The 14,990-nt window shown below is 61.1% G+C and carries 11 protein-coding genes and 1 tRNA gene; 10 read left to right on the top strand and 2 right to left on the bottom strand.

Going from position 1 to position 14,990, the window contains the following annotated elements:
• Positions 1-58: 58 nt before the first annotated feature.
• A complete protein-coding gene (locus SFUM_RS06600) occupies positions 59-874 on the bottom strand; it encodes a hypothetical protein (protein WP_011698127.1) in 816 nt (271 codons plus the stop codon).
• 274 nt (positions 875-1,148) lie between these two features.
• On the opposite strand from SFUM_RS06600, the gene SFUM_RS06595 reads away from it, so the two are divergent.
• The 6 genes from SFUM_RS06595 to SFUM_RS06565 all read left to right on the top strand — a co-directional run bounded on the left by SFUM_RS06595 (position 1,149) and on the right by SFUM_RS06565 (position 7,409).
• Positions 1,149-2,054 carry a phosphoribosylaminoimidazolesuccinocarboxamide synthase gene (locus SFUM_RS06595; protein ID WP_011698126.1) on the top strand — a complete coding sequence of 302 codons (906 nt, stop codon included), beginning with the start codon at positions 1,149-1,151 and terminating at the stop codon, positions 2,052-2,054.
• Positions 2,038-3,036, top strand: a complete 999-nt coding sequence (locus SFUM_RS06590) for a ParB N-terminal domain-containing protein (protein WP_083763971.1) — start codon at positions 2,038-2,040, stop codon at positions 3,034-3,036. The genes SFUM_RS06595 and SFUM_RS06590 overlap by 17 nt, the downstream gene beginning before the upstream one ends.
• A 34-nt stretch (positions 3,037-3,070) precedes the next feature.
• Positions 3,071-4,183 (top strand): SPL family radical SAM protein, encoded by a 1,113-nt coding sequence (locus SFUM_RS06585; RefSeq protein WP_150109449.1) that lies wholly within the window; start codon positions 3,071-3,073, stop codon positions 4,181-4,183.
• A gap of 218 nt (positions 4,184-4,401) precedes the next feature.
• Positions 4,402-5,586 (top strand): acyl-CoA dehydrogenase family protein, encoded by a 1,185-nt coding sequence (locus tag SFUM_RS06580; RefSeq protein ID WP_011698123.1) that lies wholly within the window; start codon positions 4,402-4,404, stop codon positions 5,584-5,586.
• Positions 5,587-5,850: 264 nt separating this feature from the next.
• Positions 5,851-6,903 carry a hypothetical protein gene (locus SFUM_RS06570; RefSeq protein WP_011698122.1) on the top strand — a complete coding sequence of 351 codons (1,053 nt, stop codon included), beginning with the start codon at positions 5,851-5,853 and terminating at the stop codon, positions 6,901-6,903.
• Positions 6,900-7,409: a DciA family protein gene (locus SFUM_RS06565; protein ID WP_011698121.1), complete on the top strand. Its 510-nt coding sequence runs from the start codon at positions 6,900-6,902 to the stop codon at positions 7,407-7,409. Before SFUM_RS06570 ends, SFUM_RS06565 begins: the two co-directional genes overlap by 4 nt.
• A gap of 564 nt (positions 7,410-7,973) precedes the next feature.
• On the opposite strand, the gene uvrC is transcribed toward SFUM_RS06565, so the two are convergent.
• Positions 7,974-10,007 carry an excinuclease ABC subunit UvrC gene (gene uvrC / locus SFUM_RS06560; protein WP_011698120.1) on the bottom strand — a complete coding sequence of 678 codons (2,034 nt, stop codon included), beginning with the start codon at positions 10,005-10,007 and terminating at the stop codon, positions 7,974-7,976.
• 1,004 nt (positions 10,008-11,011) lie between these two features.
• Here uvrC and SFUM_RS06550 point away from each other — a divergent pair.
• From SFUM_RS06550 to SFUM_RS06530, 4 genes are all read left to right on the top strand, one after another.
• Positions 11,012-11,088: transfer RNA gene (locus tag SFUM_RS06550), tRNA-Pro, on the top strand.
• Positions 11,089-11,567: 479 nt separating this feature from the next.
• Entirely contained in the window at positions 11,568-12,203 is a 636-nt protein-coding gene (locus SFUM_RS06545) for a hypothetical protein (protein ID WP_011698119.1), read from the top strand.
• A 251-nt stretch (positions 12,204-12,454) separates the two neighbouring features.
• A complete protein-coding gene (locus SFUM_RS06535; RefSeq protein WP_011698118.1) occupies positions 12,455-12,874 on the top strand; it encodes a VOC family protein in 420 nt (139 codons plus the stop codon).
• A gap of 491 nt (positions 12,875-13,365) precedes the next feature.
• Positions 13,366-14,904 (top strand): SDR family oxidoreductase, encoded by a 1,539-nt coding sequence (locus SFUM_RS06530; protein ID WP_011698117.1) that lies wholly within the window; start codon positions 13,366-13,368, stop codon positions 14,902-14,904.
• The last annotated feature ends 86 nt before the right edge of the window (positions 14,905-14,990 follow it).

Here is a 14,990-nt window from a genome sequence, read left to right as displayed (position 1 = left end):
TACCCCAGCCCCGGACTTGCGGAGGCTGCCGTCTCCGATGGAGACAAACGACTCGATGTCAGGTCGTCTCGCAGTCGATCGTCCTGGGGGGGTGTCCTCCGACCTCGGGTTCCGCGCCCGCGGATCGGGGAGGTTCGGACGTCAGCAGCGGAACGCTTTCCTTCCATTTCTTGCCGTTGATCAGCAGCTTGCCTTCGCTGTTGAGGACCGTGTTGTCGTCCAGGATGATAAGGCCAAACCGCTCGGCGACGTCGGCCCGGTACTGGTATTCCATGGAGCGTTTCCGCAACTGGAAATTCAGGACGATGAGAATCAACGCGAAAATGGAAACCACGCCCAGCAGAATGGCCGCCGAAATGAGAAATACCTTGACCGACTTCTCTCCAACGCTGCCCACGAAGGACATGATCACGTCCAGCTTGTAAAAAAACCCGACCGCGACTCCCAACAACAGCAGCAGGGCGAGGAAGGGGAGTTGGCGCAGCAGGGTCACCATCCTGTTGAGCTTGTAGATGCGGTCGGATTTTTCGTCGGTTTCGTCGGTCGCTCCGCCCGGGACGACGGGGGCCGAGTCCTTCGGGTCCCCGAAATACTTGTTGAACCCGACGATGACCACTCCGACCAGAAAAGTGACGGCCACGGGCACAAGGAAGGCCACCACGAAATAGACCCTCCAGGGGAAGGTCGCTTCGACGTTCCCGAACCGATCCCGGGCTCCGTCTCCCAGTTGGTACAGCCAGCAGATGATGAGAATGAGCAGCTCGATCCATCCAAGAAAGTAAAGATATTTCCTGAACAGCTCCTTGCGCTCGGCGTCATCGAAGAGTGCAGCGATACCCCCTGATGACCGGTCGGTGCTCTCGGCCTTTTTCATGCTTCCGTTCCTGCCCGCATTTTCTTTTATTTTGACATCTGCTCAGAAATACTTGATATCCAGTTGCAGGCAGGATAACAAATGCCGCCACGAGGGTCAACCGGGTTATGCCCCGTTATGGGGCGGTCCGGCGGTTCTTCGTTCCTGAACATGTCATTGAAGCGCAAGTATCGAAGGAAACGTTTCGGATCGGCTTGCACTTGCGGCGCCGTCGTTTTTTTGCCGGGGTGCGCGGCAGCCCGTCTCGTTCGGAATGCAGAAACAGGAGGAAGCGATGTCCGGCAGTCCCGATCTGGTCCTGGAAACCGATTTCCCGGGTTTGAAACTGCTCAACCGGGGGAAAGTGAGAGACATCTACGACTTGGGCGATTCTCTCCTGATTGTCGCCACGGATCGCATTTCCGCGTTTGACGTGATCATGCCGAATCCCGTGCCGGACAAGGGCAGAATCCTGACTCGAATCACCGAGTTCTGGCTGCGTTTTTTGAGTGATGTGACGGAAAACCACCTGATCAGCAGCGACGTCTCGCGGTATCCGGAGCAGTGTCGGCCCTATGAACGGGTGCTGGCGGGACGCAGCATGTGGGTGAAGAAGGCCCGGGTCTTCCCCGTGGAATGCATCGTGAGGGGATACCTCGCCGGCTCGGGGTGGGAGGACTACCGGAAAACCGGACAGGTGTGCGGCATTGCCCTGCCCGCCGGGCTCCAGGAAGCGCAGCAGCTTCCGGAGCCTATTTTCACCCCATCCACGAAAGCGACCCTGGGCGAGCACGACGAGAATATCTCTTTTGACGCGATGGCGGCGGCTATCGGCGAAGAAATGGCGCAGGGGGTTCGGGACGTCACCATTAAGGTATATTTGAAGGCTTCCTCCTACGCGAGGCAGCGCGGGATCATCCTGGCCGACACCAAGTTCGAATTCGGCCTGGTGGAGGGACGTTTGACGCTGGTGGACGAAGTCCTCACGCCGGATTCGAGCCGTTTCTGGCCTGCCGATCGGTACCGCGTCGGGAGCAGTCCCGAGAGTTTCGACAAGCAATACCTGAGAGACTACCTGGTCCGCAGCGGATGGAAGAAGACCGATCCGCCGCCGGTGCTGCCGCCGGACGTCGTCGAGAACACCCGCAAGCGTTACCTGGAAGCGCTGGAACGGCTGTCCGGCCATGGATTGGAAGGCTGATATGAGGGGTTTCCACTCGCCGGTGGAGCTCGAGAGCGTGGATTTTTCCGAGCGCACCTTCGCCATTCGCCGTTTCAGTCCCTCCGATGCGCTTCATCGGTCCCTGGACCGTCACGGCATTCTGAATCCCCCATGGGTTCTGAGCGAACGGGCCGGCCGGTTCATCATCGTGGACGGCTTCAAACGGCTGGAATGGGCTCGGGATCGTCGGCTGCAAAGTGTTGAATGCATGGTCTTCCCGGCGGATTCGGACCGCGCGGCGCTCATGCTGAACCGAATCGAAGCCCGGCTTTTCGGACCTTCGCTCAATGCCGCGGAGAAAGCGCAGATCGTTTCCAAGCTGGCGTGCCATGTGCCGGCGGAACGGCTGCCCCGCGAGCTTGGGGGAATGCAGGGGATCGTGTCGCGTCCGGGCGCGGTTGAAGCCTGGCGCCGGGCGGCCGATGCCGGCGGGGCGCTTCTGCCGGCGCTCGGCGCCGAGGAAATCGGCGAGCGGGCGGCACTTGAAATCGTGAAATGGGACGAGGCGGACCGGGATGCGATGATCGCGCTGCTCAAGATATTGCGTTGCAGTTCGAGCATCCAGTTGGAGATTGTCGAGCGAGTGGATGAGATCTCGCGGCAGCAGGGTCGTAGCAGGCGTGAAGTCCTTCATGAAGGCGAGCTCACCCGGATTGCGGCCGATCCCGGGGCAAACCGCCGGCAGAAAACTCAGGAAATCAGGGAAGTGCTTCGGCGTTGGCGATTTCCGCGTTTGAGCGCGAGGGCGGACCGATTCGCCGAGGAACTCGTGGATGCCTCGCTCCCCGGGGGGATTGAAGTCGTGCCCCCGCCGTCGTTCGAAGGGGAGGACTGGCAGCTCAGAATCGACTTTTCGGACCCGGAGCAGTTGCGCTTACGCCTGGAGGCGGCGGAACGGTTTGCCCGGTCCCCGAACCTGGTTCGACTGATGCGCCACGATGTCCCGGGTTGCAGGAAATGAACGGGGACGGCCCTGCCGTCGACGAAAGAGGTCTGTGTCCGAATCCATGAAATCCATGGCCCTCAAGCCGCCCGGAAGAATCGTGATCGAAGCGGACGTCGCCCATAGCCCGCTGGTTGAAACCCTGAGACGAAACCTGCCCCACGCCGGGGTGAGCGTCGTGGACCGCGTGCAGGAGAAGGCCGTCCACGATCCGGATGTGCTGGAAGTGGTCCGGTTCAGGGGCCGGTTCCTCAAATCCTGCCCCGGAACCCGCCAGTACAACTGCTGCGGGTATCGCATCCTCCACTTCGGCCTGCAGTGTTCGCTGGACTGCACCTACTGCATCCTGCAGGCCTATCTCAATCAGCCGAACCTGAGGCTTTTCGGGAACACCGATGATCTCTTCGAGGAGCTCGCGGCGGAAATCGACACGCATCCCGGACAGCTCTACCGGATCGGGACCGGGGAATTCACGGATTCGCTTCTGCTGGACCCGTGGACCGGCTTTTCCCGGCCGACGGTACGGTTTTTTGCCTCGCGCGCCAACGCCGTCCTCGAGCTGAAGACGAAAACCGATTACATTGGAAATCTTCGGGACCTGGATCATCGTGGACACACCATCGTGGCGTGGTCCCTCAACGCCGAAAGCGTGCGTTGGCGCGAAGAAACCAAATCGGCCACGCTGCGGCAGCGCTTCGACGCCGCGCGAACCTGCGCCGAGCTTGGATACGCCCTGGCTTTCCATTTCGACCCGATGCTCGAATTTCCTCGCTGGAAAGAAGAGTACGGCGAGACGCTGGCGCGGTTGTTCGACGCGGTCGACCCGGCGCGCGTCGTGTGGATCAGCCTCGGCGCCTTCCGGTTCATGCCGGAGCTCAAGTCCTCCATCCGTTCCAGGCATCCCGACAGCCGCATCACCTGCGGTGAATTCATCCCGGGGCTCGACGGAAAGATGCGCTACTTCAGGGACATACGTGTGGAGATGTATTCTTTCATGGTGGATCGCATCCGGGCGTTCGATCCCGAGCTGTGCACGTACCTGTGCATGGAGGGAAACGACATCTGGCGGGACGCCTTCGGTTTCACGCCGGCCGAGCGGGGCGGTCTGGGTGCGATGCTCGACCGGGCCGTGCTCCAGCGGATGAAAGTCGGGGCGACCTTCTGATTTCCCGGCGAAATACAAGCTTTTGTTTTCCTTTTGAGCGCAACTTTTGTTATGAGAATTGCGCATTTTGTGACAATGATTGGCCAAGGATTGTGAATGACGGCGGACGGGCTGTGCGGCGTCGGCGCGGGCCGGTGACCGGCGGGCCGTTGCGAGTATCATGGCGCCCACCGGCATGGGCGAGGTGGCTGGAGTGCAAGGGCGAACGGAGGAACTTCATGGATTTTCAATTCACCGATGAACAACGCATGATCAAGGAAACGGTTTACAAATGGGCTGTCAACGAGCTCGGACCGCTGCAGGAGAAAATCGACGACGAAGACTGGTTCCCACCGGATTTTTTCAAGAAGTGCGCGGAAATCGGGATCCTGGGGATCACCATTGACGAAAAATACGGAGGCCTCGGCGGCGACGTGCTGATGCAGACCCTGGCGGTCGAACAGATGAGCCGCATTTGCCCGGCGCTCGGCATGACCTACGGCACGCACTCCAATCTCTGCATGAACAACATCCACAGGAACGCCTCGGAAGCATTGAAGGAAAAATATTTGCCGTCCATGGTGGCGGGCGAGAAGATCGGCGCTCTGGGCCTGACCGAACCCAACGCGGGGTCGGACGCCATGGGGCTTCGCACTCGCGCGGTGAGAAAGGGCGACAAGTACATCTTGAACGGGACCAAGATGTTCATCACCAACGGGCCGGTTGCCGACGTATTGTTGGTTTATGCGAAGACGGACCCGGAAAGAGGGGCCAAGGGGATCAGCGCCTTCATCGTGGAGAAGGAATTCCCTGGCTACAAGGTGTCGCGAAAACTCAAGAAATGCGGCATGCGCGGCTCGCCGACCGGGGAACTGGTGTTCGAGGACTGCGAGGTCCCGGCCGAGAACCTGGTCGGGGAGGAGAACAAGGGAGTGAACGTGGTGACCAGCGGCCTGGACATCGAACGCATCGTGCTGGCGGGGGGGTCTCTGGGCATGGCTCAACAGGCCCTGGACTATTCCATCCGGTATTCCGTGGAACGCGAGCAGTTCGGCCGGCCGATTGCGAGCTTCCAGATGATCCAGCAGAAACTGGCCGACATGTACGCTCGCACCGAAGCCGCGAAGCTGCTGGTTTACAAAGCCGCCCAGGTGGCCCGGAATTCTCCGCGAGGCGGGAAGGGCACCGAATTGACCAAGCTGGCGGCCGCCGGCATCCTGTTTGCGGCCGAGACGGCCACGTGGGTTTGCGATCAGGCGGTGCAGATACACGGCGGGTATGGGTACTGCCTGGAATTCCCGGTGCAGAAGCTGTGGCGCGATGCGAAACTCTACGAAATCGGCGCGGGAACGAGTGAAATCCGGCGCCTGATCGTGGCGAGGGAACTGACGCGGGAGGAGTTCGCCCGCAAGTCGAGCCGGTAGGAAGGACTCGAGCCGGGATGCCGTCGGCTGGATGAGCCTTCCCGGCGGGCCACCGAAGAGCCGGGTTGCGGAGCGATGCCCGCTCCGTCGATTCCGCCATAATTCTTTGACGTTACGAGAATAATGGTGTAGATGTTTTTCTCCCGCACCGCCCTGCCGGTCTGCGGCTGGGAATAGACCCCGCCCGTCCCGTCCATGACGGAGGAAACAGGTTACTTGACCGTACGCGGCTTGGCATGACTCGATGGGGAAGAGGCAAACAACATGGAATATGGACTGAGGCGGTACGAGGCGACTCGAAGGCTTACCTGGTTCGTTTTCTTTCTGCTCTGCCTTGCATTGGCGAGCTCCATGGCCGACTGGTACGAAGCCAACCATCCGCAGGCGAGTCCATCGCTTCAGTCCCCGCCTCCGCAGACGGAACGGCTCGGAGCCGGCTCGGGCGCCCGGGACAAGGCGGCTCCCGCGGTCCCGGCCGTGCGTCCCGAGGAGCTCAAATCGGCTGACTTCTGGACCCGGTGCCGTTGGATCGGGCTGGAGCCGATGGGCTGGCTTTTGACCTACATCGCCTGTGTGGCGGTGCTCTTTCTGGCGGGCCGATTGCTGTGGCTTCTGGTTCAATTCGGCGGAGAGATCATGGTCAAGAGGATGCTGACCGGGACCATCCGGCCGGGCGCCTCCAAGCCGAACCCGTTGACCTCGAAGCTGCCGCCCAGCCCGGAGCGGCTTTTCCCGGCCGAGCGCCTTCGGAGCAAGGTCGACTTTCTACCCCTGCAATTGCTTTTCCACCCTTTCCAGCGCCTGAAGCTCATGCTTGTCAAGACGCCCCGTTCCACGCTCTCCTCCGCGGAGTTGATGGAGAAGGAACGAAGAATCGTCGAAACCGACTGGCAAATCCTCTACAACTCGTGGGCGCCGTTCCGGTGGCTTCTGTGGTTCCTCCCCGCTCTGGCGCTGGCCCAGACCTGCTGGATGCTCTATCTTTACCTCCAGCCGGCGTTGACGGGGCAGAAGGAAATACAGGAGATTTTCGGCTACGTGCTGCACAGCCTGGTGCCCCTGATCCAGGCGATCCTGCTGGCCGTCGTTTTGAAGCTTGCATCGACCCTGCTGGTGCGGATCGAGGATCTCTACCTCTCCAACGTGGACGCCATGCTCTACGACCAGTTCATCTCTCAACTGCCCTTTCAGAGCAGTGACACCGTCATCATGCTGGAGGCGTTGCAGCATCATTTCAACGAAATAAACGCCACATTGCGGCGCATCGAGCACTCGTTCATTCCTGAAGAGAAGGAAGCCCCGGAGGAAAGCACGTGAAGCCGGGGGACAAGGCGAATCTGATCGGGCCGGTGGTGCGCGGGTGGCTCGAACGCCATCCCGCTTTCTCCGCAAGTCCCCTGGGCGACTGGGGAGAACTGGTCGGGGAGCAGGTGGCCAGGTATTCGCGGCCCAAATCGCTCAAGGACAAAGTTCTCGTCGTGATCGCATTCGATTCCATCTGGAAACACCACCTGGAATTGAATCGCCATGCGGTGATGGAGAAGATCAACGAGAACCGCCGGGAGCCTTTGGTCGAGGAGATGATCGTTCGGGTCGGCGGGGTGCCCGAATCCGACCCGGTACTGAATCCGGCTTACGTGCAGCTTGCCAAGCTGAAGACCAGGCGCAATCGGGGCAGGAAATACGAAAAAACGCCCGTCCGTCCGCTCGCCCCCGAAGAAAAAGCCCTTCTGAAGAAGCTTCCCGATCCCGATCTGCGGACCATCGGTGCCCGTCTGCTCAAACGCATCCCGGTCGAAAACACCCCTGAAGACGACGAATAACAGGGCGTCGTGCCCCGGCTCATTATACGAAGTTACCTAGAAAATAGATTCCCGGCCGAAACTATTTTCATGCTTCGCGGGTGTCGCAGGGGGCATGGATAATTGCGTTCAAGAGATGGATCTTTCAAGCACAAAAGAGCGGGGGAATGATTCCCCCGCACCCCCCAAGTTTCGGCCACACGCGCAAGCGCGTGAGGCCGAGTGCTCGGCGCTGTCGGCGACTGGCCGAAGGCCGCCGCAGCGCCACACGGAGCCGCGAAGCGGCGAGGGGGTGTGGGGGATACGTCCCCCACGCTTTTAGAGTATCATTTTGAACGCAATTATCCATGCCCCCTGCGACACCCGCGAAGCATGAAAACAGACTCACCCGGGAATCTATTTTCTAGGTAATTATCCATGCCCCCTGCGACACCCGCGAAGCATGAAAACAGACTCACCCGGGAGTCTATTTTCTAGGTAAATCCGTATTAAAAGATGTGCCGCCGGGTTTCACGACGATCATGGCGAGCGTGGGGGCGCGAGGTTCGGGCCTGATCGCGGGCGCGAAAAACCGCGCGCGGCGGTCTATTCCTCGCCGCTGCTCCGCAGAATGTTGAAAATGGTTCGAGCGACGGTCGGAGGGACCCCCGGCACCTGCGCGATATCCTCCACGCTCGCCTCCCGCAGGGCTTTCATGCTGCCGAAATGGCGAATGAGCAGCCGGCTCCGCTTCGGACCCACTCCGGGAACGGCATCCAGGGCGGAGGCCAGGAGATCGTTTCGATGGAGGCTCTTGTAATGGGATATGGCAAAGCGGTGAGCCTCGTCGCGCAGCCGCTGCAAGAGGTGCAGAATGTCCGGATAGTGGTGGAGAAATAATGGGTTCTTGCGTCCCGGGAGGTATATCTTTTCGTAGAGGCCGCGGCCCTTCTCGCCGCGGTCGGTTTCTTTCTCCTTGGCGATGGAAATGAGCGGAAGTCCCTCGGCGGCTCCCAGTTCCTCCATGAGTCGGCGAATCCGGTTGAGCTGGCTCTTGCCGCCGTCGAGCACGAGCAGATCCAGGCTTTCAGCCAGGGGTGCATCGTTCTTCAGAAGCCGTTCGATCACTTCCGCCATCATTGCGGGATCGTCGGGCTCCGTCTTGCCGTGGATGCGGTAGCGGCGGTAGGAGTCCTTATCCGGGGAGCCTTCGGAGAACACCACCACGGCACCGACCGCGTGCCGTCCCTGGATGTTCGAGATGTCCACGCAGGCCATGCGCAGAGGGGCACGCGGGAGTTTCAGAATGCGCTGCAGGTTCTGGAGCATGGTGACGTCCCGTTTCTGCCACTTTCGCCGGCTGGTGTACCGTTCCCGGGCGTTCTTCCCGGCGATTTCCAGCAGCTCGCGGCGATCTCCGCGCCTGGCGGCCCAGACCCGGACCCGCTTTCCTTTCAATTCGGTGAGCCACTCCTCCAGGAGCGCTTCGGCCTCGACGGGGGCCGGTACCACGATTTCATCGGGGATGTAACGGTCTTCCCGGTAGAATTGCTGAATGAAGGCGGTCAGCAGCTCCATGGGCTCGCCCTGGGCGTCCCGGAGATCGAAGTCCCGCTGGCCGGTGAGAGTGCCCTTGCGCACGAACAGGATCGCCAGTTCGGCGCCTTCTTCCCCGACATGAAGGCCGATCACGTCCTGGTTGAGAAATCGGTCGGAGACGATGTGCTGCTTTTCCAGCATGGAAGCAATGCCCTGGAGGCGATCCCGGTAGTAGGCGGCAAGCTCGAAGTTCAGGGCTTCGGCTGCGTCGGCCATGCGCCGGCGCAACTGCTGCTGGAGCACGTCCGTTTTGCCCTGCAGGAACAGGACGACCTCGTCCACCATCTTGTGGTAGTCTTCCGGGGAAACTCTCCCGGCACAAGCCCCGAGGCAGCGGCCGAGCGAGTAGTTGAGGCAGGGGCGTTCGCGGGCGAGCAGCCGTTTTCCCTTGCAGAGACGCAGGGGAAAGAGCTGGTGCAGGAGCCGCAGGGTTTCCCGGAGTGCGTACGCGGAGTGGTATGGGCCGAAGTAGAGTGCCCCGTCCCTCTGGAATCGGCGGACCACTTCGAGTCGCGGGAAAGGTTCGCGGGGGTCGATGCGCAGCGCCGGGTAGTTCTTGTCGTCGCGCAGGACCACGTTGTAACGCGGTCGGTGTTTCTTGATGAGGCTCGCCTCGAGGAGCAGGGCTTCCTTCTCGTTGGAGGTGACGACGTATTCCATGTCCGCGGCTTTCCCCATGAGCGCGCGCGTCTTCACGGGGATCGGACCGGTGCTCTTGAAGTAGCTGGCGATGCGCTTGCGCAGGTCGATGGCTTTCCCGACGTAGAGCACCGCGCCGGAGGCGTCCTTGAACAGGTAGACTCCGGGCAGATGCGGGAATGAAGCCGTTTTGGAGAGCAGGGAAGGGGAGTCGTCGCAAGGGACTGCGCCGTCGGGCGCCTGGGCGTCGGCTGTGAGCGGGCCGGGGTCGAACGCGGCTGAGCCGGGTTCGGTTGGAGGCGAGCCGGGATCGGCAGTGTGCGGCTCGCGGACGGTTGCGGATGATCCGGGTCTACCCGCAGATGAGCCGGAATCCGGGGTGGGTGACTTGGGATCTCCCACGGATGATCCGGGTTGAGTTGCGGCTGAGTCGTGCCCGGTTTCGGGTGAGTCGGAACCGGGAGTGGATGACCCGAGGGCAGCTGTTTGCGAGGCGGGTTCGGCCGCGGCCGAAACGGATTCGGCAGAGGGGGAGTCGGGTTCGGCACCGCGTGGGATTTCCCTTCGGATCATCCGGTATCCTCGATTTGCACGTGTCGGGAGCCGCGATCGTCAGGCTCCGCACATTCCCGTGAGCCCACGGCCCGCAACGCGACATGAAAACGTGAACCGCATTCCCGCATTGGCGGAGGCTCCGGCAAAACGTCGGCGCGTCTTCAGCGCCATGGCCCATCATTCCCGCTCAGGCGGGGACTCAGGTTCGCGAGACGTCCTGCGTGTTACAAACCGTGGGTCGTTCCCGCTCCGGCGGGACTCCCGGACGAAACCCGGCTTCCGTGCCCTTGCCCCCAGGTCCCGGACTCTGGGAACGCCGGAGTCACGTTCAAAGTCGTTGGAGCAAACGCGCTTTTCGACCTGCGAACGGGCGAGGTCGCACAAGGTGGGCACGGTCTTGCGGGCCCACGATCGGGGCAGGGCCGGACTCCCCTTGGCCTTCCCTGCACGGCTCCGGTCACGACGAACCACTGCGTCGCGTAACCTCCGCAAGCCCGTGGCGATATAGGAGCGATCCGGCCGGGGGTAACCCCGGGCAAGCGGCTATCCGAATCCGCAAAAGACGAAGACCGAGACCCTCGAATCGCCTGATTCCACCGGCCCGGATTGCATTTTCACTGATCCGGGGCTCCAAATCAACACGGAACGAAAAGGGGTGACGACCGTCCGATCTGAAAATATCGAACATCCCGCGCATGTGAAGAACATGCATTCCCCCGGTAAGGAAGCAGGAAGTCGGGCTGCAGGCACCCGCTCCGGAAAGGGTTCAGTGTGAAAGAACGGTGTGAAACAAACGGTGTGAAACAACTGGACAGGGAGCGGGTTTTTTGTTAAATCATCCAAGTTCGGGTCGGGACGTGGCTCAGCCTGGTAGAGCGCTGCGTTCGGGACGCAGAGGTCGCTGGTTCGAATCCAGTCGTCCCGACCAAACAAATTCAACAGCTTATAGAATGGCGGAGAGTACATTGACTGCCAAGAGGTGTCACTGATAGTGATACCATAGATAAAAAGCCCGGGAGGTTCCTCCCGGGCTTTAGTCATTTTTAGCCGGCAACTCCTTTATGCCGATACGTTATTGGCCGGCTTATTCGGGTTAATGCGCCCGCCTCGTGGAGCGAGGCCTTTGCTTTCGCGGAAGGCGATCCCGGGCTTTCCGCAACCCCTGGCATATGCGAATTCAGGCGGGCGATGGACGGCGGGCGGGCAATGACCGGCGGGCGGGCGATGGCCGGCATATCTCATCGTGCCGGAATTGTGAGGCGTGCCCTCGTGGTTGGAATATTCGTCGCCGGGGGCCGGTTCTTTTGAGGGTGCTTGTGGAAAGTTGCACCCGGTCGACGTGCCGCGACGGACCATAGCGGTCTGTCCCCGGATGCGCATGAAAACGCGCGGGAGAAACCCAGCACCATGATCGAGTCTACGAATCAGGCAATCTATCGCATTCGCAAATTCTCTCGTAAAGGAGGCGTGGCGGAGAACTATCGAACCACCCGCGAGATCGTCGATGAGCACACCCAAGACATTATGGCTCATTGCGATGTCTTGGGGCACGCCACTTTCTCCCTGGTCTCGATCATCGACAAAGACCGGGAAACATGGACCATGAATCCAAATCGCAAGATACTGCCTACCCGTTGGATTCTTACCGGTCCGAATCGATCCCTCGCCGTGCAGTTCGACCGGAATCTTTCGCGTAAGCTGATGAACCCGGTCCACCGAGTCATCCTCACGCTGTCGGATGGCCGGGACAGGGAGCTTTGCCGCGTGGTCGATCCCCGAAAAGGTCTAATCGATCGGGTACTGGGCGTCGGGCCGGATGATTGGGCGCTTATGGAAGGCGATGAGGTCGTGGGAAAGATCACTGACCTTGCACGCCATGAAGGACAGCCCAAGGGCTTGTGGCAGAAGCTCAGGGCTTTTCTCACCCCTGTGGACAAAGCCCTTGTCAGTTTCAAGGGCAGTCATGTTCTGTCAGCGCCGGTCGCGCTCGGCATGTTGTTGATCCTCGAAGAGTTGACGGCCGGAGCGAGCAGCGGCGATTGATTCTGTCACAACGGGACGCCGCACCGAGTATCCGCTCCGCGGCGGCGAGAGCGCCTGATCGAGAGCTGATAACCTGCTTTCGACCGGCCATCCGGCTGAAGATGTCCGGCATCGTCAGGGTCGTGGAAGATGTGATGCGGCTCCCGGCACTGAAACGAAAGCCGTGGAAAGACAAAGAAGCGTGACCGCACGCCGGAGCGTGTGACTTGAGCTCCGGCTCAACCTGGGAGCATATTCGAAGGAGGCGGGTGATGAAACCGTTCATCAGCATGATCACGCTCGGTGTTGCCGACATGGCAAGAGCGGTCCGGTTCTATGAGGAAGGGCTCGGCTTTCCCCGCATGCCGTTTGAAGGGGGTGCCGCCTTTTTCATGCTGAACGGCTCGTGGCTGTCATTGTACCCGTGGAACGACCTCGCCGAAGATGCCGCCGTCGATGCAAACGGGGCCGGTTTTCGAGGAATCACGCTGGCCCATGTGGTGTCGAGCAGAGAGGATGTCGCGAAGATACTGGGTCAGGCCGTCCAAGCCGGTGGAAAGCTCATCAAGCCGGCCGCGGATGTGTTCTGGGGCGGCCATTCCGGGTATTTCGCCGATCCCGACGGGCATTTGTGGGAGGTGGCCTGGAACCCCCATTTCCGGCCCGGGCCGAAGGATGACGACGAGGCATGACGACAACCCGCGGCAATCCGACTGAAGGCGTCGAAATGGGTTTGAGCTCGACGCCGTCTTTTCGTCGGAAAAGGTTGTCGGGTCACGCTATAATCCGGATTTCACGTCGCTTGTCAACCGAGGGCACGCCTGCGCGCGCGGTTACGGGGTCAAACCTACACTTTTCACTTCCGATAGCTCGCCTGCGCGCGCGTAACGGACGGGCCCGGCTGCCATGCAGACGCCAGCCAGGGAACCAGCACGCATACCCGCGCGCAACGGACGGTTTTATACTTCACCACATTGCTATCGGGATTCGAACCAACGTGCGCACGCGCGTAACGGACGGCCTCAACGGACAGTTCCCGACGAACCCCCGACAGCATTTCCCGGAAGCGTTCAAAATGATATGATTCTTTTGTTCCGAAACCAATCCGGCATAGCCATGCTCAGACTTTCCGGTTGATGCACGGTCATTTGAGGCGCAAACCGTTCACCGGCAGAGAAACGATATGTCCGACCCGAGAAAGACGAGGCCTATCCTGGTCATCGGCGCAACCGGGTACATCGGGGGCCGCCTGGTGCCGAAGCTGCTCGAACTGGGGTATACGGTTCGGGTGATGGGCCGGTCCCTGTCCAAGCTGGAATCGCGGCCGTGGGCCACTCATGCGAGGCTCGAAGCGGTGCGGGGGGACGTACTGGACGTCCGGTCCCTCAAGAGAGCGGTGCGGGGGTGCTGGGCGGCATTCTACCTGGTCCATTCCATGAGCACGTCCCATCGGGATTTTGCCGATTTGGACCGTCTTGCGGCGTGGAACATGGTCGAGGCGTCGGGCGGCTCAACGCTTGAGCGCATCATTTACCTCGGGGGGCTGGGGGACGAGAGCGACCCGATGCTCAGCAAGCACCTCCGCTCCCGGCTGGAGGTGGCGAGAATTCTGCGCACCGGTCCCGTTCCGGTCACCACCTTGCGGGCTGCGATGATCCTCGGGTCGGGGAGCGCCTCGTTCGAAATACTGCGTTACCTTGTCGACCGGCTCCCCGTCATGCTCACGCCGCGCTGGGTACACACCCCCGTCCAGCCCATCTGCATCAGGAACGTGCTCAACTACCTTGTGGGCTGCCTCGAAAAGGAAGAAACGATCGGGCAGACCTTTGACATCGGGGGACCGGAGGTGGTCACTTACGAGCGCCTGATAAGGATCTACGCCTGCGCGGCGGGCCTGCGCGAGCGGGTCGTCATCCCGGTCTCGTTCATATCCCCGCAAATGAGCGCGCTCTGGATTTCCTTCGTAACCCCCGTTCCGGCCCCGCTGGGGAGGGCTCTGACCGAAGGGCTCCTCAACGAGGTGGTGTGCAGGGATGAACGCATACGCCGGATCATCCCGCAGGATCTCATGACGTGCCGGGATGCGATCGAGCGCGCCATCGAGAAAATCGAGCGTCATCGGGTCGAAGCCTGCTGGACCGATGCGGGCCGGCTTCTGCCTCCCGAATGGACCTACTGCGGGGATGAGCCATACGCCGGCGGAACCGTCCTGGCTTGCGCCTACAGGATACGGATCGAGGCATCGCCCGGGGAGATCTGGGAACACATCGTCAGGATCGGAGGGCGAACCGGGTGGTACTATGGCGGGCCGCTCTGGAGAATCCGCGGATGGCTGGACAAGCTGTTCGGCGGAACCAGTCTCCTGCGCGGAAGGCGGGACCCAAGGAACCTCTACGTCGGCGATGCCCTGGACTTCTGGAGAGTGCTCGAAGTCTCCGCCCCTTTCCGGCTGCTTTTGCTCTCGGAGATGAAGCTCCCCGGCGAGGCCATCCTGGAGTTCAGAATTTGCCCGCTCGGTCGGAACGAATGCGAGCTCCAGCAGGTGGCGCGCTTTCTCCCCAAGGGTTTTCTCGGTCTTGCCTACTGGTACAGTCTGTACGGCGCTCATCGGATACTTTTCAAGGGAATGCTTCGCACCATTGCGCGGGAAGTTGGAAAGCCGGTGACAAGAGGTCCCGAGCGATTCGAGCCAGGGCTCAACCTTGTTTGCCGCATAGACTAGAAGCCCGTTGCACCTTTCATCTCGCTCGTCTCCCGGCGGCGGTGGCCCGGAGGGCCTGAACAACCCTGTTGGATTCCGGTCTGCGC

This window comes from Syntrophobacter fumaroxidans MPOB (assembly GCF_000014965.1).
In the GTDB taxonomy this organism is placed as follows: domain Bacteria; phylum Desulfobacterota; class Syntrophobacteria; order Syntrophobacterales; family Syntrophobacteraceae; genus Syntrophobacter; species Syntrophobacter fumaroxidans.
Note: the sequence above shows the minus strand (reverse complement) of the source record. Positions and strands in the feature narration are given on the sequence as shown.

Coding starts and splice junctions, on each gene's coding strand:
- SFUM_RS06570 (WP_011698122.1), top strand. CDS start 5,851: ATGGAATATGGACTGAGGCGGTACGAGGCGACTCGAAGGCTTACCTGG.
- SFUM_RS06535 (WP_011698118.1), top strand. CDS start 12,455: ATGAAACCGTTCATCAGCATGATCACGCTCGGTGTTGCCGACATGGCA.
- SFUM_RS06530 (WP_011698117.1), top strand. CDS start 13,366: ATGTCCGACCCGAGAAAGACGAGGCCTATCCTGGTCATCGGCGCAACC.
- SFUM_RS06600 (WP_011698127.1), bottom strand. CDS start 874: ATGAAAAAGGCCGAGAGCACCGACCGGTCATCAGGGGGTATCGCTGCA.
- SFUM_RS06595 (WP_011698126.1), top strand. CDS start 1,149: ATGTCCGGCAGTCCCGATCTGGTCCTGGAAACCGATTTCCCGGGTTTG.
- SFUM_RS06545 (WP_011698119.1), top strand. CDS start 11,568: ATGATCGAGTCTACGAATCAGGCAATCTATCGCATTCGCAAATTCTCT.
- SFUM_RS06590 (WP_083763971.1), top strand. CDS start 2,038: ATGGATTGGAAGGCTGATATGAGGGGTTTCCACTCGCCGGTGGAGCTC.
- SFUM_RS06580 (WP_011698123.1), top strand. CDS start 4,402: ATGGATTTTCAATTCACCGATGAACAACGCATGATCAAGGAAACGGTT.